Genomic DNA, 20,494 nt, shown 5'->3' with positions numbered 1-20,494 from the left:
AAATAGAATATCTGAATGAATAAAATAGAAACTTGTAAAAACAAAAAAAAACGTTCACTTTTCAGTGAACGTTTTTATATAATTAAATCAAACTGCTATTAGTAAGACCACATGTCTAACTCAAAGTTTCTGATTTTTTCTTTTATTCTTTCAGACTCTAATAATTGCATTAATGAATTTTCAGCAATATATTCTTCAACCTTACGGTCTCCAAAAACATTCTCTTCTTTAAATATGATACCACTAAAACGACGTGCGTTTAAAATATGATCAAAAGAGAAAGGCATTGCACTGTTTTTAGCATTAAATGCTTTAGCTTCATGTAAAATGTCTCTTGCATCTGGATAAAAAATCCAGAATAAAGGAATAGGTTCTTTATTAGCTTCGTCATTAGAATTAACATAGTTAACATCTGGTGCAGCTGGTGCTATACCTAAAAGTCTATATTTTAATTCTCCTTGACGCTTATCAAAATACCACATACCTTTAATTAAGTAAGCAGAAACATCATAAGATGAAATAGTAGTTGTAGTAATATACTCTGGATCAACATAACCATCAGCATTTAACTGATCGTATCCAATGTCCATAGTATCTACAGCTGTTCTAATTTGAGCTAACTCTTTTTTAGTACGTTTTCCTGTAAAATAAGAATCGTTGTATACATTTTCGATTTGACCTTCGTCAATAGCTTTTGTAAGCACATCAAATAAAGAACGTCTATCACTTCCAATGTTATTTGTATCTACTGGGTAGTATAATGGGAAGTTTACACGTTCATCTAATACAACTTTCTCCCAAGTCATTTTAGCAAACATAACATCTCTATCATCAACATAACCGTATTCTAGAGGCTTATCGTTATCTAACGCTTTTTGTTCATCTGTTCTAACACCAATCTCTTTTGGAGATTTAGCATTAAGAATATTAGATTGCGCATTGATTTGTGCGGTAAATGCTACACCAAATACGACTGCTAATAAAGATTTGTAATTCATCTGAAAATTGTTTTTATAATTTTTAATTAATCAAATAGTTTGATTAGTTAGCTAATTCAATTGCTATTGGACTTGCTGGCTTAATTCTAACGCTAGAATTTGCTTTAGACTTAATATCAAATATTTGTACTGCGTCACCTCTTCTTGCTTTTCTTAATGCAGCTTTAGCAGTTCCATTAAGTTTATTACCGTTAACATTAACAGTAGCTTGACCAGGTACTTTGAATTTAAATGACGTTACTGATAAAGGTAAATCAAAATCAAAGTCAGTTAATTCTGCTTTAATTGTACCAATTTCAATGTTATTTCTTGGTAAACCACCTTCAGACTGACCTGCAATAGTTCCAGTAGGTTTTGGAATATCTTTAATTCTAAAGACCGCTCTATCTGAAGCATTTGAACCATCATCTAATTTAGCTGTTACGTTAATAGTAACTTCTTTACCTGTTCCTGGATTCATTGAGTATTTTCCAATACCACTAGCTTTAGATAATCCTGCTCCAGTAGCATTAACTTTATTATCAGGTACACCTGCAAAAGAAATAGTCATTGGATTAGAAACACCTCTATAAACCACATTCATTTTATCAGCTGATATAGTTGCTGAATTTGGTCTTGGTACTACAACGTAGTTTCCAATAATAGGAATTTCTAGTTCTTTACCATCTTCTACGAAAGTAAATTTACCGTCAATATCATGCTCTCCAACGTTACCAACATTAAAATCTAATGTTGCTGCTCCAGTTGAATCGATTGCTTTAGACAAATCAACTTCTTTACCTGCTACACTCATTTTAGTTGGTGCAACGTTTGCATATTTACCTAATACTACTTTTCCTTGAAATTTCTCTCCAGCAAAAAACGCAGATTTATCAGCTAAAACAATAGCTGTATAATTTTTTAAAGACGTAGCGTTACTAACTAAGTTTCCTAAAAATCCGTTGTAGATATTAGTCTCAGTAGCTTTAACATCATTTTGCATTGCAGTTAACTTAGTGTAAGATGCAATAGCTGGAAAACCTTGGAAGTGGTAATCTAACCATTTTTTCTCAACACCATCATTATCTTTAACAGGTGCAGTACTAAAACGATCTTCAAAACTTTGAACTACAGGCTGCCATTTACCTTCTTTAGGTAATACAGCTTTGATATCTGCCTTATACTTCTCTATTCTGTCTAAAACCTCTTGTCCTCTTTTTGTTAATCTGTCTCCAGTAAACCAAAGCTCATCAAGTTTATCACCTTTATCCATTTCTTCGTAAGGTAAATCACCATTTGCTTCTAACTCATAACCACCATTTTTAACAATATCATTAGTTTTTACAGTTCCTAAGAATTTATAAAAATCGTCAGATATTGCACTAATTTGGTTAGCTAATTTATTTGCTGAATCAAATTCATCAGGCTTTTCTTCAGCTTGTGTTTTTAACTGCGTTAAAATACCATTATTTGATGCGATAGCTAACTCATTAGCTCTATCAAATTTCTTATCCATTAACCCGAATGCAGATAGCACTTCTTTTGACATAGTCATTGCAATCATTGCAATAAATACTAAGTACATCAAGTTAATCATCTTTTGTCTTGCGGACTGTTTTCCTCCTGCCATTTCTAATTAGTTTATTATTTATTAATATTAGTTGATATTAATCACTAATTAGTTTTTGTTCATTGCAGATAACATACCACCATATACTCCGTTTAAAGAAGATAAGTTAGATGCTAAAGATTGCATTTGCTCTTTTAATTTAGTTGCATTTTCAACAGCTTCTTCATTGATTGAAGCTTGACGACTTGCACTTTCCATTTGCACTTTATAAAGACTGTTTAAAGACTCCATTTGTGCAGCAGCTAATGACATTTCTTCACCATACTTTTTAGTTGCAGCCATAGAATCTACTGTTGGAGAAATTCCTTTTGCAGCACCTTCAAAGTTTTTGATGCTTGCACCTAAGCTACTCATTAATTCACCATCAATTTTAGCTTCTCTTAATAAGTTGTCTAATTTTTTAGATAATAATCCTTCAGCATCTTTTGGCTCTTCTTTAGCAGCTTTTTTAGTTGTTGCTTGTCCACCTGCTAATTCTGGGTATACTAATGCCCAATCCAATTCACCACCTTGCTTTTCAAAAGCAGATAAAGTAAATACGATTGCTTCAACAATCATTCCTATTGTTAAAATAAGAGATCCATAAGGCCAGTGTTGTATTTTAAATAAAGCTCCAATAATTACAATTGCTGCTCCAATACCATAAACCATATTCATTGTTGATAATTTCTTTTGTGCCATAATTTCTAAGTTTTTTTAGTTGTTAAGTTTTAGTTGTTAAGTATTTAGTTGTTTAGTTTAATTATTGTCTTGCGTTAGCAGTTACGTCTGTTCCCATGTAATCTTGCACAGTTCTGAAACCAATATAACTTCTTGCAGAATCTGCATATTCATAATCTCTTGAACTTACTTGCAGGTAATATGCAACATCTTTCCAAGAACCACCACGAACAACTTTACGTTTGTTATTAGCATCATTTACACTTGGGTTTATTGTTGAAGCATATTCATATGAAGAAGGATCGTAAGATGAGTCTACCCATTCCGAAACGTTTCCAGCCATATTATATAAGTTAAAGTCATTTGGCTCATAAGCATCAGCTTCTACAGTATATAAAGATTGATCTGCTGCGTAATCACCACGTAATGGCTTAAAGTTAGCCATGAAACATCCTCTATCATTTTTAGCATAAGGTCCTCCCCAAGGAAAAGTTGCAGCTTGAAGACCACCTCTTGCAGCATACTCCCATTGAGCTTCTGACGGTAATCTGTAACGTGCTACGTTATGCATTTTTCTTTCTCTTCTTGCATCATTATGGTGTTTTGTTCTCCACTCACAAAATGCTTTAGCTTGTTGCCAAGACACACCTACTACAGGATAATCACTGTAAGCATCATGCCAGAAGTAATCATTGTGCATAGGCTCGTTATAAGAATATGCAAAATCTCTAATCCAAGATGTAGTATCTGGATAGATTTCAACCTCTTCTCTAACGATTACATCTTTACGACGTAAGTTTTTATTTTTTGCAGCTTTGGCTATGTCCATATAAGTATACTGGAACTTAAATTTAGTTACATCCCAAGTACGTTGACCGTTGTAAGATTCTTCTAATGGTAAATACATTGTATCCATAACCTCTACGTAATACTCATCTGGATAGTCTGCGGTATCAAAAATTAAATCAACATCGTGATTTAGTTTTCTACCTTCATAACCAGTTTCTCCTAGACCACTATAGTTATCTAGCATGTATTTTTCGTAAGCTGAAGAATTGGTTGTATCTGCATCTTTAAAAGCAAATTCTCCAATACCACCATCAGCTTGAGTCATTCCAACCTCATCAGCTAATATTGCTAATTTAGTACGGATTGTAGAATCTCTTACCCATTCTACGAATTGACGATACTCACTATTAGTTATTTCTGTCTCATCCATGTAAAATGATGCTACAGTTACTGTTTTTGCAGGTGCGTCTTGGATTCCGGCTAAATCATCATCTGCTTTACCCATAATAAAAGCTCCACCAGGAACTAATGTCATACCGTAAGGTTTTTCTGGGTGCCATTTTTTACCTTTGACACCAACAAGCTGACCCTTATCTTTTGATCCACAACTTACTAATAGTGCGAAAACCGCTGTTAATAATACAAACTTCTTCATATTCATTTAAAACTCGAGGTTAATTTTATACTCTTAAATTTTTTAAGAGCGTAAACATATTTATATATTTTTTAAAAAACAACTTTTTCGACAAAAAAAAATACATTTCATCGTAAAAATTTAACATTTAAACGATATTAATTGTCGTTTATCTGTTCGTCTATATCGATTACACGCTATTTTTATGAAATGCCTTATACCAACGCTCTGGTATTTTGTCATTACAAGCATCTAGATAGTCTTGATGCGTGCATGGTAATAACGTGTGTTTTTTTAATTTATTATTAACATTTGCTAAAAATGGTATTTCTATCCACCAGCGTCCTGTTTTTGTGCTCTTATAAAAAATTAATTCGTGAGACTCCGCTAAAGTAATGAATTTTTGATGATTATCACCATTAGAAAAATCATCATCTTTAACTCTGCAATTTACACCTTCTATAAAATACCATATCATTTGAGATATTAGCATGGATGTAATGTCATCATCTTGAGATGGTTTATACTCGTAAATACCAAATGAAGATACTTTATTGCTGATTCCTGCATATCTTGCTACTGTGCAAATTTCTTTTCCATCCAAACCGTTTGGCGATACTTTTTGTTTTTGACTTACCTCAGATGCTTTTAAGGCTCCTAAGTCAACCGTAACTATATTAGCATCACGCATTACTGGCTCTACTAATGTAAGATCATTAGATATTTCTCCTAAGCGATAAGGTTCAAAATATAAACGCTCCATTAAATCTATCTCTTCTTGACTATTAAAGTAAGTTTGATAACCTATAATGGCGTAATTAAAAAGATTATAAGGCTCGTCTAAAATAATTTTCCCGACGAAGCTAGTATTTTTTATTGGTTTAGAAGAATCTCCTAAATCAAAAGATTTATCCACATTTACAATGTTAACCATTGGCATTAAACTATCATAAGCACGATAGTTTACGTAGGACAAATCTTGACTACCTCCTATTATTACTGGGATAATCTTATTTTCTATTAAAGTAATTAATGTTTCTTTTAAGGCAAAATAAGTATCGTCAACAGTGTCTCCTTTTTGAATATCACCAATATCCGCAATCGACGAACTCCAACTTCCAGGGTATAAAGTGTAGAATGATTTTCTTATTTCATTCAAATTAAAATCTTCTCCAATGTAATTAACATCGTTTCGATTTTCAAGAACACCTACAATTGCAATTTTAACGTTATTAAGATCTGGCAGTCCATGCTGCTCAGAATGAATTTTAATTTTTTGACCTAAACTTAAAGGCGATAATAATTGATTATGCGCTAAAACAGTATCTGGGACTGGAGTAAGAAAATTAAAATTCATTATATAATACTATTTCTTTTTAGCTGTTGTTTTTTTCTTAGTAGTTGTTTTTTTCTTTGCTGGCGCTTTCTTCTTAGCTGCTGCTTTCTTTTTAGGCGCTTTCTTTTCAATCATATCTTTAACCTCATCCAAAGTTAAAGCTGCAGCGTCTACCGTCTTAGGAAGCTCTATTTTAATTTTTCCTTTTAAAATATTATGTCTTCCCCAACGTGCTTTTTCTACACGTATGCCTTCATCTTCCCAATTATGAACAACTTTATCTATTTCTTTTTGAATTTTAGCATCAACTAATTCTTCAATTTCTTCATTAGTTAAGTTATCCCAATCGTATTTTTTATTGACATTTATAAATAAACCATTCCATTTAATGAAAGGTCCAAAACGTCCTTTTCCTTTTGTGACTCCGTGTCCTTTATAATTATACACAGGAGCGTCTGCAATTTCTTTTTCTTTAATAAGTTCTATTGCATCTTCAATCTCTATATTTAATGGATCTTGACCAGGAGCTAAGGATACAAATTTATCACCATATTTTACATAAGGACCAAAACGACCATTATTTACTTCTACGGTTTCATCTTCATACTTACCTAAAGTTCTTGGCAATTTAAATAAATCCATTGCTTCTTCATAGGTTATACTACCTAATTGTTGATCTGGACTTAAACTAGCAAAGGTTGGCTTTTCTTCGTCGTCTACAGTTCCCATTTGTACCATTGGACCAAACTTACCTAAACGTACGCTTACTTGCTTACCTGTTTTAGGGTCTTTACCTAAGATACGCTCTCCGGATTCTCTATCTGCATTTTCTTGTACATCAACGACAACTGGGTGAAATTTCTTATAGAAGGTTTTCATCATTTTTTTCCAGTCTTCCTTCCCTTCGGCTATATCATCAAATTGACTTTCTACTTTTGCAGTAAAATTATAGTCTAAAATACTTTCAAAATGATTTACTAAAAAGTCTGTAACAATCATACCAATATCTGTTGGCACAAGCTTTCCTTTATCTGAACCTACTTTTTCTGTTAACGTATTATCCTTTACACTACCTTCTTCCACCATTAATTGTGTGTACTCACGCTCAACACCATCAATTGCTCCTTTTTCTACATAATTCCTGTTTTGAATAGTAGAAATGGTTGGTGCATATGTAGATGGTCGTCCAATACCTAACTCTTCCAACTTCTTAACCAAAGAAGCCTCAGTATATCTATATGGTGCACGACTATAACGCTCAGTAGCTGATATGTATTTATTTAAAAGCGTCTCATTAGTTTTCATTGCTGGAAGCATACCTTCTTGCTCTAAATCTTCATCATCAGTACCTTCTAAATATACTTTTAAAAACCCTTCAAATTTAATTACCTCTCCATTTGCTGTAAAGGTTTGGTCATGTGTATCTGCTTCAATTTTAACATTTGTGCGTTCTAATTGTGCTTCACTCATTTGTGATGCAATAGCACGTTTCCAAATTAAATCGTATAATCTAGCCTGATCATAATCAATATCTACACTATGCGTTTTAAAGTCGGTTGGTCTAATCGCTTCGTGAGCTTCTTGAGCTCCTTTGGATTTACCTTTAAAGTTGCGTTCTTTAGCGTATTCTTTACCGTAAGCTTCAATTATTTCTTTTTCTGCACCTTTTCTAGCTTCGTCAGATAAGTTTACACTATCTGTTCTCATATAAGTAATCAAACCAGCTTCGTATAAACGCTGAGCCATTGTCATAGTCTTACTTACAGAAAAATATAATTTACGAGATGCTTCTTGCTGTAAGGTTGACGTTGTAAATGGTGCTGCTGGAGATTTTTTTGCTGGCTTTTTAGTTAAGTCAGCGACCTTAAACTTAGCAGCTGCATTACTTTCTAAAAAGTCAAATGCTTCTTTTTTAGTACCAAACGTTTTTGGTAGTTTAGCTTTAAAAGATTGACCTGCTTCGTTTGAAAACTCGGCATCAATCCTGTAAGATGCTTCTGGTGTAAAATCTTGTATTTCGCGTTCACGCTCAACAATTAATCTAACAGATACTGATTGTACACGACCTGCAGACAACCCTCCTTTTACTTTACGCCATAAAACTGGAGATAGCTCGTAACCTACAATTCTATCTAATACACGACGTGCTTGCTGTGCATCTACTAAATCGTAATCTATTTGTCTTGGATTTTCAACCGCTTTTTGTATTGCAGTTTTTGTAATCTCATGAAAAACGATTCGTTTTGTTTTATCTTTATCTAGGTTTAAAGACTCGGCTAAATGCCATGCAATAGCCTCTCCTTCCCTATCCTCATCACTAGCTAGCCAAACCATTTCGGCTTTTTTAGCTAAATCTTTTAATTTTTTAACTAGCGACTTTTTATCTGAAGACACTTCATATTTTGGATCAAAATCTCCGTCTACATCTACTCCTAATTCCTTAGATGGTAAGTCAGCAATATGCCCAAAACTGGATTCGACTTTAAAGTCTTTTCCTAAAAATTTCTCTATTGTTTTTGCTTTTGCTGGTGACTCTACTATTACTAAATTCTTCGCCATTCTTCGATTTTTGTGAGTGCAAAGGTATATCAAAAAAAATTTATCATCCTAATTTTATAACTTTTAGCTAAAATTAAAGGTCTGTCAGATTGTCATAATTTTAAAATAATCCTATCTTTGCGTGCTTATTGGAGATGAGTGATTTCAATATATTTATGGAAAAGACAATAGACGAAAACAAACAAGGAGAGACATTAGTTATCCCTGAAAAAAAAGAGAATAGTAAAAAACTTTTTATAGAAAGTTATGGCTGCTCTATGAATTTTAGTGATAGTGAGATTGTCGCTTCTATCCTTCAAAACGAAGGATTTAATACGACACAAGTTTTAGAAGAAGCAGACTTAGTATTGGTTAACACCTGCTCTATACGTGATAAAGCAGAACAAACAGTACGTAAACGTTTACAAAAGTATAATGCTATAAAAAGAGACATCAACCCTAAAATGAAAGTGGGTGTGTTAGGCTGTATGGCAGAACGTTTAAAAAGTAAGTTTTTAGAAGAAGAAAAGATAGTTGATTTAGTTGTAGGACCTGATGCCTATAAAGACCTACCTAATTTAATAGCCGAAGTAGATGAAGGTCGCGATGCGATAAATGTAATACTGTCTAAAGAAGAAACCTATGGAGACATTAGTCCTGTAAGATTAAACAGTAATGGTGTTACCGCTTACGTATCAATAACTAGAGGTTGTGATAATATGTGTACGTTTTGCGTTGTCCCTTTTACAAGAGGAAGAGAGCGCAGTCGTGATCCACAAAGTATTATTGAAGAAGTAAATGATCTTTGGAACAAAGGCTATAAAGAAATTACATTACTAGGACAAAATGTAGATAGCTACCTTTGGTATGGAGGCGGAATGAAAAAAGATTTTGAAAAAGCCACAGATTTTGAAAAAGCGACTGCTACAGATTTTGCTAAGCTATTAGAGTTATGCGCCAAAGCACAACCTACTATGCGTATTAGATTTAGCACGTCTAATCCACAAGATATGCATCTTGAGGTTATTGAAACCATGGCTAAATACGATAATATATGTAATCACATACATTTACCTGTACAAAGCGGAAGTAATCGCATATTAAAAGCAATGAATCGCTTACATACACGAGAAGAATATTTTACCTTAATAGATAATATTAAAAGAATAATTCCAAATTGTGCGATTAGTCAAGATATGATTTCAGGTTTTCCAACCGAAACTGAACAGGACCATCAAGACACATTAAGCCTAATGGAATATGTAAAATATAACTTTGGATACATGTTTACCTACTCTGAGCGTCCTGGGACTTTAGCGGAACGTAAATTTGAAGACGATATACCTGAAGAAACAAAAAGTAGACGTCTAAGAGAAATCATAGCACTACAATTAATACATAGTGAATATAGAACTAGACAGTTTTTAAACACAACAGTTGAAGTTTTAGTAGAAAGAGAATCAAAAAAATCAAACCAAGAATGGTCTGGTCGCACACAACAAAACATTGTTGTTGTTTTTCCAAAAGAACATTATAAAATTGGAGATTTAGTAAACGTAACTGTAACAGATTGTACTAAAGCTACACTTATTGGTAAAGCCGTAAACAGCGCAAACAATTAATCGTATTGACCTTATTATAACATATCATGAAAAAAATAATTATACTACTAGTAACACTTAGCTTTATAACCTCTTGTCAAAACGAACCTTTAGAAGGCTTTGCTGCAGACGACACAATTACAGGCGAGCCTGACCCAACAGAAGGAACAGGTAGTGATGATTTACAATTATCAAGTTACACTTGGGATGTTGATACAGAAGTCCCTTTTTTAGGACCAATAACCATAAATACAGATTTTACTTTTAATGACAACAATAAGGTCTCAGATTTAGATGTCGAAACTGTTGCTTTTGGTTTTCCTATAGTAGCCAGCGGAACGCTTACTAGAGATGCTTCTGGAAAAATTATTACAGTTAAAAACTTTGAAGGATCTACTCAAATCAATCAAACTAATATTAGCTATTCTTCAGACAATATTTCTCAAATTGCATATGATGACTTTGAAGACGACACAGAAGATTACACCTATAACTTTACAACATCAGGAAATACTATAACTAAAACAGAGGCAGGAAATCCAGTGGAGACCCAATACAAAAAAGATGCTTCAGGTAGATTAATTGAAAAAATATCGTTTGAAGACGGTTTTAGCATCCAGCAAGAAATTTTAACTTATAATGCTAACGGAAACTGCATATCTGTAATTTCTTCTGGAGAAAATGATAACAACACAACCTATGGTTACGACAACTTTACCAATCCTTTAAAAGCAGGATTTAGTGATCAATATTGGTTATCTATTTTGGATGATGATTATACTGAAGAGGCTGGACCAATCATAGTTCAGTTTCATAGTACAAATAACTGGAATTCTGTTACAGCAGAAGGAAACACAGTTACATTTATGATGACTTACAATACCGCAAACCGAATTACAAGTAGAACAGGTGTGTTTTCTTTAGATGGCATAAGCTTAGTACAAGAAGAAAATTTTAATTACACTAACTAAAAAGTTAAAATGGAATCTATACAATCAATAAAACAACGTTTCGGAATTATTGGAAATAGCCCGACATTAAATCGCGCTATAGAAAAAGCAATTCAAGTCGCTCCAACAGATATTTCTGTTTTAGTAACAGGAGAAAGTGGTGTTGGAAAAGAGAGTATTCCAAAAATAATCCATCAATTATCGCATCGTAAACACGGTAAATATATTGCAGTTAACTGTGGTGCAATTCCAGAAGGAACAATAGATAGCGAGCTTTTTGGTCATGAAAAAGGTGCCTTTACAGGTGCTACTGCTACTAGAAGTGGCTATTTTGAAGTTGCAGATGGAGGAACCATTTTTTTAGATGAAGTCGGAGAGTTACCCTTAACTACACAAGTCCGTCTTTTACGTGTTTTAGAAAATGGTGAGTTTATAAAAGTTGGATCCAGTAAAGTACAAAAAACCAATGTAAGGATTGTTGCAGCAACAAACGTAAATATGTTTGATGCTATTAAAAAAGAAAAATTTAGAGAAGACCTATTTTACCGTTTAAGTACAGTAGACATCAATCTTCCGCCTTTACGAGAGCGACAAGAAGACATCCACATATTATTCCGCAAATTTGCTAGTGATTTTGCATTAAAATATAAAATGCCAACCATCAAGTTATCGGATGATGCCATAAATTTATTATTAAAATATCGCTGGAGCGGAAATATAAGACAACTGCGTAATGTTGCAGAACAAGTTTCTGTTTTAGAACAAAACAGGACCATTACAGCACAAGTTTTAGATAGTTATTTACCAAGCGGAAATAATCTTCCAGCAGTTATTAATAATGCCAAGTCCGAAGGTGATTTTAGTAGCGAGCGTGAGATACTATACAAAGTATTATTTGACATGAAAGCCGATTTAAACGACTTAAAAAAGCTGACCATGGAATTAATGAAAACAGGTAATGCAAAAGATGTTCAGAAAAACAATGAAACATTAATTCAGAAAATTTATGGCGAAAATGAAAGTGAAGCCGAGTTTGATGAGCATGTAGAAGACATGGAAGTATTATCTATAGCACAAAATTCTGGAATTTCTAATTCCAATCCAATAGATACTGCTCAAGATAAATACCACTTTGCAGAAGAAATTGAAGAGGAAGAAACCTTGTCATTGCATGATAAAGAACTAGAATTAATAAAAAAATCTTTAGAGCGTCATAACGGAAAACGCAAACTGGCTGCAGAAGAGTTAGGTATTAGCGAACGTACACTTTATCGTAAAATCAAACAATTTGATTTATAATCTAACGTTTTAAAGCAAAACAATAATTACATGAAACCACTTAAATATATTTTATTACTAACCATTATTGCAACCGTTTTTGGTTGTGGTGCATATTCATTTACAGGTGTACAAGACCTAGGAGATGCTAAAACGTTTCAGGTTAATTATTTTCAAAATAACGCACCTTTGGTAGAGCCAGGATTAGAAAGAGATTTTACCATAGCTTTACAAGACTTAATACTAAATCAAACCAGTTTAAGCCTAGTTAACTCAAATGGAGATTTAGTGTACGAAGGCGAAATTACAGAATATCGTATTTCTCCAACTACTGCAACAGCAAACAGTACCGCAGCACAAAACAGATTAACTATTGGTGTAAATGTTAGATATTATAATAAAAAAGATGACGAAAACGATTTTGAAAAAAAATTCTCTTTTTACTATGATTATACAGGTAGCGAGCTATTGTCAGGCGCAATCAAAACCACTGCTTTTGAAGAAATTTTTGAACGTCTAACACAAGATATATTTAACGCATCACTTGCTAATTGGTAAACAAATGACTAGCCAAGAATTATCCAAAATACTTCAACAGCCTCAGCTAATAAACACGGATCAAACAGACCTGCTTGATAGTATTATTAAAGAGTTTCCGTATTTTCAATCGGCTAGAGCCATTTACCTTAAAGGTTTAAAAAACAAAGAAAGTTTTAAATACAATCAAGCGTTAAAAACTACAGCTGCTTACACCACAGACCGAAGTATTTTATTTGACTTTATTACCTCTGAGACTTTTAATCAAAATGAAGTTTCAGAATACATAAAACACAATTTAGACTACATTAATAGCATAGAAGTCGTTACAGAAGATATTTCTGCAAGCAATATAACAAGCCATGACGCTGCGCTTAATCAACATATTGAAGACGCTAGACATACTATAAATCCAGAATTATTTCAGCCAAAAACTGAAAACAATAATTTTGAAGAGAGCAATTTAGATACCGTCAAAACTAATAACGATACTGAAAAAGCAGAAGCTATCCTTAAAATAGGAACGCCTCTACAATTTGAAAAATCAGAAACACATAGTTTTAACGAATGGTTAAATTTAGCGCAATACAAGCCCATTGAAAGAGAAACAGTTGATAAAAAAACAACTAATGCTACCGCTGAAACAGAAAAGAGTAATGATATAAATGAAATTGAGCGTGCTAAAAAGTTTGAGTTAATTGATAAGTTTATTACTAAAAACCCAAAGTTAGAAGCAAAAAAATCAAACATTACAAACCACAATATAGCTAAAGAACAAATGATTCAACCAGAGTCATTAATGACCGAAACTTTAGCACGTATTTATGTGGAACAAAAAAACTATAAAAAAGCGATTCAATCTTATAAAATTTTAAGTTTGAAATATCCAGAAAAAAGTGGTTTCTTTGCAGACCAAATTAAAGCAATAGAAAAATTACAAGAATAAATAACATATTATAATGAGCACATTTGCAATCTTTTTAGTCCTAATCGTGATAGTAGCATTTCTACTAGTAGTCGTAATAATGGTACAAAACCCTAAAGGTGGAGGATTATCTTCTTCTTTTGGAGGTGGTGGAACACAACAATTAGGTGGTGTCAAAAAAACAACAGACTTTTTAGACAAAAGTACTTGGACATTAGCAACTATCTTATTAGCATTAATCTTAGCTTCTAGCTTAGGTATTGATAGAAATGGAACTGCTGGAGAATCTAAAATTTTAGAAAGTGACAATATAGAATTACCAACACCTACTACTCCTGCTCCAACTGCAGACGAAGCAACAAAAGAAATTACACCTGAAGCTGGAGAATAATCCTTTTTCAAAAATATACTTTAAAATGCCAACTTAATCAGTTGGCATTTTTTGTTTCTGCAAGTTTGTCAGTTGTCTTCTATTGGCACATTTTTAGCTTATTATTAAGCACAAATATTCTAATTAATTAAACATATATATTATGAGTAAATTAAACATTAAACCACTTGCAGACCGTGTGCTAGTTGAAGCACTTCCTGCGGAAACACAAACAGCTTCTGGTTTATACATACCAGACACAGCTCAAGAAAAACAACATAAAGGAACTATCGTTGCTATTGGAAACGGTAAAAAAGACGAACCTTTAACGGTTAAAGTTGGAGATACAGTACTTTATGGAAAATATTCAGGATCTGAAATCAAATTAGACGGAAAAGAGTATTTAATGATGCGTGAAGAAGACATTATGGCTATTATCTAATATGGCTTACAATTTAGGACAAAGCGTTCTAAAAAGTTTTCAAAACAAAATTATTACAATTAATCAATCTTATAGTTCATAGATAATTCTTCAAACTGTAAGTAAAATAAAATAAAAATGGCAAAAGACATAAAATTTGATGTAGAAGCACGTGATGGATTAAAACGTGGTGTAGATGCATTAGCAAATGCAGTAAAAGTTACTTTAGGACCAAAAGGAAGAAACGTTATTATTAGCCGATCTTTTGGTGCTCCTGTCGTTACTAAAGATGGAGTAAGTGTTGCTAAAGAAATAGAATTAGAGGACCCATTAGAAAACATGGGAGCTCAAATGGTAAAAGAAGTAGCTTCAAAAACTAATGATTTAGCAGGAGACGGAACAACTACCGCAACTGTATTAGCACAAGCTATAGTAAAAGAAGGTTTAAAAAACGTTGCTGCAGGTGCCAATCCAATGGATTTAAAACGTGGAATTGACAAAGCAGTAGAAGCTATAGTAACTGATTTAGGTAAACAATCTAAAGAAGTAGGAAACTCTTCTGAAAAAATAAAACAAGTTGCCTCTATATCTGCAAATAACGATGATGTTATTGGAGATTTAATTGCTAAAGCATTTGGCAAAGTTGGAAAAGAAGGTGTTATCACTGTAGAAGAAGCTAAAGGAACGGAAACGTACGTCGATATTGTAGAAGGTATGCAGTTTGACAGAGGTTATCTATCTCCTTATTTTGTGACTAACAGTGACAAAATGATTACTGATTTAGAAAATCCATACATTTTATTATACGATAAAAAAGTATCTACAATGAAGGATTTATTACCAGTATTAGAGCCAGTTGCTCAATCAGGTAAACCTTTATTAATTATTGCAGAAGATGTTGATGGAGAAGCTTTAGCGACTTTAGTAGTTAATAAATTACGTGGATCTCTTAAAATTGCTGCAGTTAAAGCTCCAGGGTTTGGAGACCGCAGAAAAGCAATGTTAGAAGATATTGCTATTTTAACAGGTGGAACAGTGGTATCTGAAGAGAGAGGTTTTACTCTTGAAAATACTACTTTAGAAATGTTAGGTACTGCAGAACGTGTTACAATTGACAAAGACAACACAACTGTTGTTAATGGAGCTGGAGACAAAAGCTTAATTAAAAACAGAGTTAATCAAATTAAAGCTCAGATAGAAACAACGACTAGTGACTACGATAAAGAGAAACTACAAGAACGTCTAGCTAAGTTAGCAGGTGGTGTAGCAGTACTTTATGTTGGTGCAGCTAGTGAAGTTGAAATGAAAGAGAAAAAAGACCGTGTAGATGATGCTTTACACGCAACTCGTGCTGCTGTAGAAGAAGGTATTGTTGCTGGAGGTGGTGTTGCTTTAGTTAGAGCAAAATCTGTTCTAGAAAAGATTACTACTGAAAACTTAGACGAAACTACAGGAATACAAATTGTAGCGCGTGCTATTGAAGCGCCTTTACGCACTATAGTTGAAAATGCTGGTGGAGAAGGTAGCGTTGTTGTATCTAAGGTTATGGAAGGTAAAAAAGACTTTGGATACGATGCGAAGACAGAAACTTACGTAGACATGCTTAAAGCTGGTATTATAGATCCTAAAAAAGTAACAAGAATTGCATTAGAAAATGCTGCTTCTGTTGCTGGAATGATCTTAACTACTGAATGTGCTTTAATTGATATTAAAGAAGAAAGCGCTGGAGGCGGAATGCCTATGGGTGGAGGTATGCCAGGAATGATGTAATACATTCTAAACCTATTATTAAAATACAAAAAAAGCCTCAACAAATGTTGAGGCTTTTTTATATATTTAAATCTAAATTAGTTAATTGTAACTTTTTTAGATAATGTTCTTCCATCTTTTAAAGTAACATCTACAATGTAAACTCCAGTACTTAAGTTACTAAGTTTAACTCCTGAGCTTACTTGGTTTGCATTTACGTTAGTCATTTTCATTACGTTTTGACCTAGCATATTAATTAAATTTAAGCTTTTTACATCCTGACTCAAACCTTTAATATGTAGTTGGCTTAGATTATTATTAACAAAAATTGAAATATCGTTAGCAGCTTCAAAGTCTTCGTTTGATAAAGATTCACCTGAATTAAATACAATTTTAAAACGTGTAGCATCTTCTCCAGATGTCGCACTAAAGTTATAATCTCCTGTTCTTAAATCATGATATACACCTTCTAAAGTATCATATAAATAGATTACTTGATCATCATCAATATTTTCTACCTCAGTCATTCTAATAGAATAAGTTACAGTTGCATCACTATTTAAAACTAATGCTACTTCTTTATCAGATTGAATTGTAGAATATGCTTGAATAGCATATTTTTCGTTATTTAAAGTAGACAATAAATCATTTGCAAAAAAATCATTTGCTTTAGCGTCATAACCGTAATCAAAAACATCATCTCCAGTATTATTCCCAAATCCTAAAACTAATTCTCTAATTAAATGATTAGATGTTTCAAATTCTAATCTCATAATTTGCATTTCTGAAGCATCATTATTTTGCGTTGTATTTGAGCTAGATCTTAAAAATTGAGATTCACCAGAAACTTCCGTTTTAAACACACGTTGATCATTGTTAAATTCTACATTTCCACTTCCTACAATTTCAGCCATAAAACCCTGAGCAACTGGAATGTAACGTTTTGGAGTTTTAGTTCCGCTTTGCACACCTGTATCTGCACCATCTAAACCTACAAATTGATATGCTCTAACTCCTGTTAATTTATTTAAAATAGCATAACCACCTTCATATTGATTTAAAACGTGGCTATTACCAGCCCATTGTTCCCAAAGGTAGACTGCTCCATTAATTAAACCTTCATTATCATCTATAAAAGCATTTGCATCAATAGCAGATGGATAAGGATTACCCAATAAATACTGTGTTTTAGAGATACCTCCTACAGATCCAGGTCCACCTGCATCATTTACACTAATTAAAATATCTCCATTATTTGGTTTTCCTTCGAAAAAATATTCAAAATCAGTAGTCCCTACTCCTGTTCCTTTTTGTGAATAACCTACTCCTGGTTCAATACCAGAGTTTTCATCCAATGGAGCCCATTGATAATAATTAAATCCGTTTTTATAAGTATATAACCAATACGTACTCAAAGTTGCAGGAGTAGTAACAGGAGGTGTATAACCTGTAGTAAACTGTATTGCTCCATTAGCATCACTTAACATATTTAAAGAGAAGTCTGTATTATTAGCCACTGTACTTTGTGCGCCTACAGGAGAGCTCCAATAGTTATATCTGTAAACATTATTAGTTCCTTGCTGACGTCTTATTATCTTACCCGAACTTGTAACCTTTAATTCACTTAATCTAGTTTGTACTAACTGAGATTCATTTTTCAAATTTAAAACTCCATTTAGCTCTAAATACCAAGTGTTTTTAATTTCATTATCACCATTAACAACAAGTGTTTTATTATTGTCTATAATTAAACCTAAATGTGTGTGTGACGCATTCGTAGTCACTCGGTTTTTAATATTAACTATTGACCAATCTTTATTTGGTAAGTTTTCAATATCCCAAACATCACCATACAACCAAGTACTTTCATTTGTCCAAGCTCCATTACTTGATGACTGATAAGGCATAGGTGCGGTTTGCTCTTGTACTGTTGTGATATTATTTAATTTTAAATGACGTGATGCATTAGATTCGTCATAAGCCAAACCATTAACAATATTTGTCATTGGATAATATGCTTCTAATGCAGCCCATTGTATTGGTGTTGACGTTGTAAAATCAATAATATCTTTTTCAATAATTGCTCCTTGTATTGTTCCAGAGTTGTTTTCAATTTCTTGATAAACCATACTCTGTAATTGATCTTCAGTTAACGCTTTTTTAAAGACTCTAACCTCATCAATATTACCATCTAAATGTCCAAAACCTGCTGGACTAGTATTGGTTGGGTATCTTCCAACAGTAAAAGGTCTACTTGAATAAATATGAGAGGTTCCATTAAAATTTTTAGTTAGTAATTCTGAATTTAATAATGGATCTGTTTCAGTACCAACTAACTCACCATTGACGTATAGTTTAACAGAATTTGTTGATGCATCAAAAACACCTGCAATATGATACCATAAATCACTTTCAATTTTTAAATTAAGTGAAGGGTCAGGTAATGCTGTAAAACTTGTATCTGGATAATTATCTGATGCAGTAACTTGATCCTGAGTATACACAAGAAATCCTGGTACTCTACCATTACTTATGTATAAACGCATATTTTCTTGTCCTACTATGCTAAATAGGTTAGGTAACGCAGTATTATTCCCTTCAATTTTAACCCAAGCCATCATTGTAGCTTCTGTCCAATTACTAATAAAATTAGGCGCATCTAAATAATCATCGACACCATCAAAATCTATGGTATTAGATCCAATAATAGCCGTATTATTATCCCTATAATCTAAATCACCTCCTGTTGCTGCATCATTATCAAAATCTCCAAAAGAAGACACAAGGTTTGGAATATCTCCTGTAGTCACTTCGTCATTAGAGTCGTATCCTACAGTTATAAAATCAAAATTATTATCTAAACCATCTTTATCAGTATCAATGTTAGATAATGAGCTAGCCTGACCGTTTTCGTTAATATCTAAAATTCCGTCATTATCAGTATCTGTATCTAAATAATCTGGTAAATCTGTCCCATCTGTATTAACAGGTGTAAATCCAGAACCATAATTATTATACATACCATTATTAGCACCACTTGTATTTACAACTCCACTTGGAGCTATATATCCAGCTGTTGTCTGTGCTTCAACATTGTCAGGAATACCATCATTATCAACATCAATATCAAATTGTGGTTGACATAAAAAACTGTAAGCTAAACTATCTAATCCATGAGGATCATGTGTGCTCGCTCCTAATTGACCCGAAACTACAATGTGTCTAATAGCCACATGACTAACAGGGTCACTAGTAACAAAACCTATAGTGTTTTCAATATTTTGTCCAGCTAAAACAGATCCTCTAAAAGTACCGTTAGCATCATATAAATTAATGTTTCCTAATTGGTCATCTCCAATGTAGGAATTACTAAAATAAGCTATTAAGTTTCCGTCTGCATATACTTCGTAGTTTATAACCTCAGTATTAGCATTAGTATCGTATATATCTACAAAATCAAAACTAAATGATGCTACAGGTTCAGTAAAATTAACGTTTACAGTATAGTAATCTCCCGTTAGATTACCTACCTCTGGGTGGACATATAAACCATTAGAAGGGCCACTACCCGAAGTAAAACCACCAGAAGTAGTTGTTCTAAATTGGTGAATTGGTGTAGGTCTGTAAATGTAATTATGTTCAAAATCTAACGTACCATTTGCAAATGTCCCTAAAGTAGTTGTAGCTGTACCTGCTGTAGTTTGCGTAAAAGAATAATCCGAAGCGCCATTTAAAACTGTTAAAGGCTGACCTCTATCATAAACTTCTTTTTGAAAACCAGACTCTTGGTAACCTAAACCATTTGTGTTAGCTCCAATTGTAAACACTTTAAATTGGTTTAATTCCCAAGAAATTTTATCACCTTGTGCATTAGCAGCTCCAGAAATAGCAGGACACTCTACAGTATCTCTAATCCCATCGTTATCGTCATCGACATCTAATCGATCAACAATACCGTCACTATCAAAATCTGATTCTTGCGCTTGGGCTGTAAAAGACAAAAATAACATCGCACACATAAGCGCACTGAAAAACAAAGTAGTTTTCTTCATAGGTTAAGATTTTTAATTTGAGGGATATATCATCACTCGGGCAAAGT

The 20,494-nt window shown here is 33.1% G+C and carries 15 protein-coding genes; 8 read left to right on the top strand and 7 right to left on the bottom strand.

Translation table 11 applies throughout. The annotated features are described in order from the left end of the window. Positions 1-98: 98 nt before the first annotated feature. The 6 genes from gldN to topA all read right to left on the bottom strand — a co-directional run bounded on the left by gldN (position 99) and on the right by topA (position 8,585). A complete protein-coding gene (gene gldN / locus WNY60_RS13345) occupies positions 99-998 on the bottom strand; it encodes a gliding motility protein GldN (RefSeq protein WP_145003276.1) in 900 nt (299 codons plus the stop codon). A gap of 43 nt (positions 999-1,041) precedes the next feature. Next, positions 1,042-2,607 (bottom strand): gliding motility protein GldM, encoded by a 1,566-nt coding sequence (gene gldM / locus WNY60_RS13340; protein WP_145003279.1) that lies wholly within the window; start codon positions 2,605-2,607, stop codon positions 1,042-1,044. A gap of 48 nt (positions 2,608-2,655) precedes the next feature. Further along, a complete protein-coding gene (gldL, locus tag WNY60_RS13335) occupies positions 2,656-3,288 on the bottom strand; it encodes a gliding motility protein GldL (RefSeq protein ID WP_145003282.1) in 633 nt (210 codons plus the stop codon). A 61-nt stretch (positions 3,289-3,349) separates the two neighbouring features. Next, positions 3,350-4,717, bottom strand: a complete 1,368-nt coding sequence (gldK, locus tag WNY60_RS13330) for a gliding motility lipoprotein GldK (RefSeq protein ID WP_145003285.1) — start codon at positions 4,715-4,717, stop codon at positions 3,350-3,352. A gap of 163 nt (positions 4,718-4,880) precedes the next feature. Continuing rightward, the gene (locus WNY60_RS13325; RefSeq protein ID WP_145003288.1) at positions 4,881-6,047 is read right to left on the bottom strand and encodes a formimidoylglutamase; all 1,167 of its coding nucleotides are present in this window, start codon (positions 6,045-6,047) and stop codon (positions 4,881-4,883) included. Between the two features lie 9 nt (positions 6,048-6,056). Then, positions 6,057-8,585 carry a type I DNA topoisomerase gene (topA, locus tag WNY60_RS13320; protein ID WP_342862638.1) on the bottom strand — a complete coding sequence of 843 codons (2,529 nt, stop codon included), beginning with the start codon at positions 8,583-8,585 and terminating at the stop codon, positions 6,057-6,059. A 155-nt stretch (positions 8,586-8,740) separates the two neighbouring features. Between topA and miaB the strand changes: the two genes are divergently transcribed. The 8 genes from miaB (at position 8,741) to groL (ending at position 16,416) form a co-directional block, all read left to right on the top strand. Further along, a complete protein-coding gene (miaB, locus tag WNY60_RS13315) occupies positions 8,741-10,186 on the top strand; it encodes a tRNA (N6-isopentenyl adenosine(37)-C2)-methylthiotransferase MiaB (RefSeq protein ID WP_145003294.1) in 1,446 nt (481 codons plus the stop codon). A 26-nt stretch (positions 10,187-10,212) separates the two neighbouring features. Then, on the top strand, positions 10,213-11,136 hold the full coding sequence (locus tag WNY60_RS13310) for a hypothetical protein (RefSeq protein ID WP_145003297.1): 924 nt from the start codon (positions 10,213-10,215) through the stop codon (positions 11,134-11,136). Positions 11,137-11,145: 9 nt separating this feature from the next. Continuing rightward, a complete protein-coding gene (locus WNY60_RS13305; protein ID WP_292942796.1) occupies positions 11,146-12,414 on the top strand; it encodes a sigma 54-interacting transcriptional regulator in 1,269 nt (422 codons plus the stop codon). A gap of 30 nt (positions 12,415-12,444) precedes the next feature. Next, the gene (locus WNY60_RS13300; protein ID WP_145003303.1) at positions 12,445-12,951 is read left to right on the top strand and encodes an LptE family protein; all 507 of its coding nucleotides are present in this window, start codon (positions 12,445-12,447) and stop codon (positions 12,949-12,951) included. Positions 12,952-12,955: 4 nt separating this feature from the next. After that, a complete protein-coding gene (locus WNY60_RS13295; RefSeq protein WP_342862637.1) occupies positions 12,956-13,876 on the top strand; it encodes a hypothetical protein in 921 nt (306 codons plus the stop codon). Between the two features lie 13 nt (positions 13,877-13,889). Continuing rightward, the gene (gene secG, locus WNY60_RS13290; protein ID WP_145003309.1) at positions 13,890-14,246 is read left to right on the top strand and encodes a preprotein translocase subunit SecG; all 357 of its coding nucleotides are present in this window, start codon (positions 13,890-13,892) and stop codon (positions 14,244-14,246) included. 142 nt (positions 14,247-14,388) lie between these two features. Continuing rightward, positions 14,389-14,667 (top strand): co-chaperone GroES, encoded by a 279-nt coding sequence (locus WNY60_RS13285; protein ID WP_028283491.1) that lies wholly within the window; start codon positions 14,389-14,391, stop codon positions 14,665-14,667. 117 nt (positions 14,668-14,784) lie between these two features. After that, positions 14,785-16,416, top strand: a complete 1,632-nt coding sequence (gene groL / locus WNY60_RS13280) for a chaperonin GroEL (protein WP_145003312.1) — start codon at positions 14,785-14,787, stop codon at positions 16,414-16,416. Between the two features lie 77 nt (positions 16,417-16,493). Here the strand turns inward: groL and WNY60_RS13275 are convergent, their stop codons facing one another. Further along, entirely contained in the window at positions 16,494-20,447 is a 3,954-nt protein-coding gene (locus WNY60_RS13275; RefSeq protein ID WP_342862636.1) for a LamG-like jellyroll fold domain-containing protein, read from the bottom strand. Positions 20,448-20,494: the final 47 nt, after the last annotated feature.

Source organism: Olleya sp. AS48 (assembly GCF_038900355.1).
Taxonomy (GTDB): Bacteria; Bacteroidota; Bacteroidia; order Flavobacteriales; family Flavobacteriaceae; genus Olleya.
The sequence above is the reverse complement of the archived record's forward strand: the minus strand, read 5'-3'. Positions and strand labels throughout refer to the sequence as shown.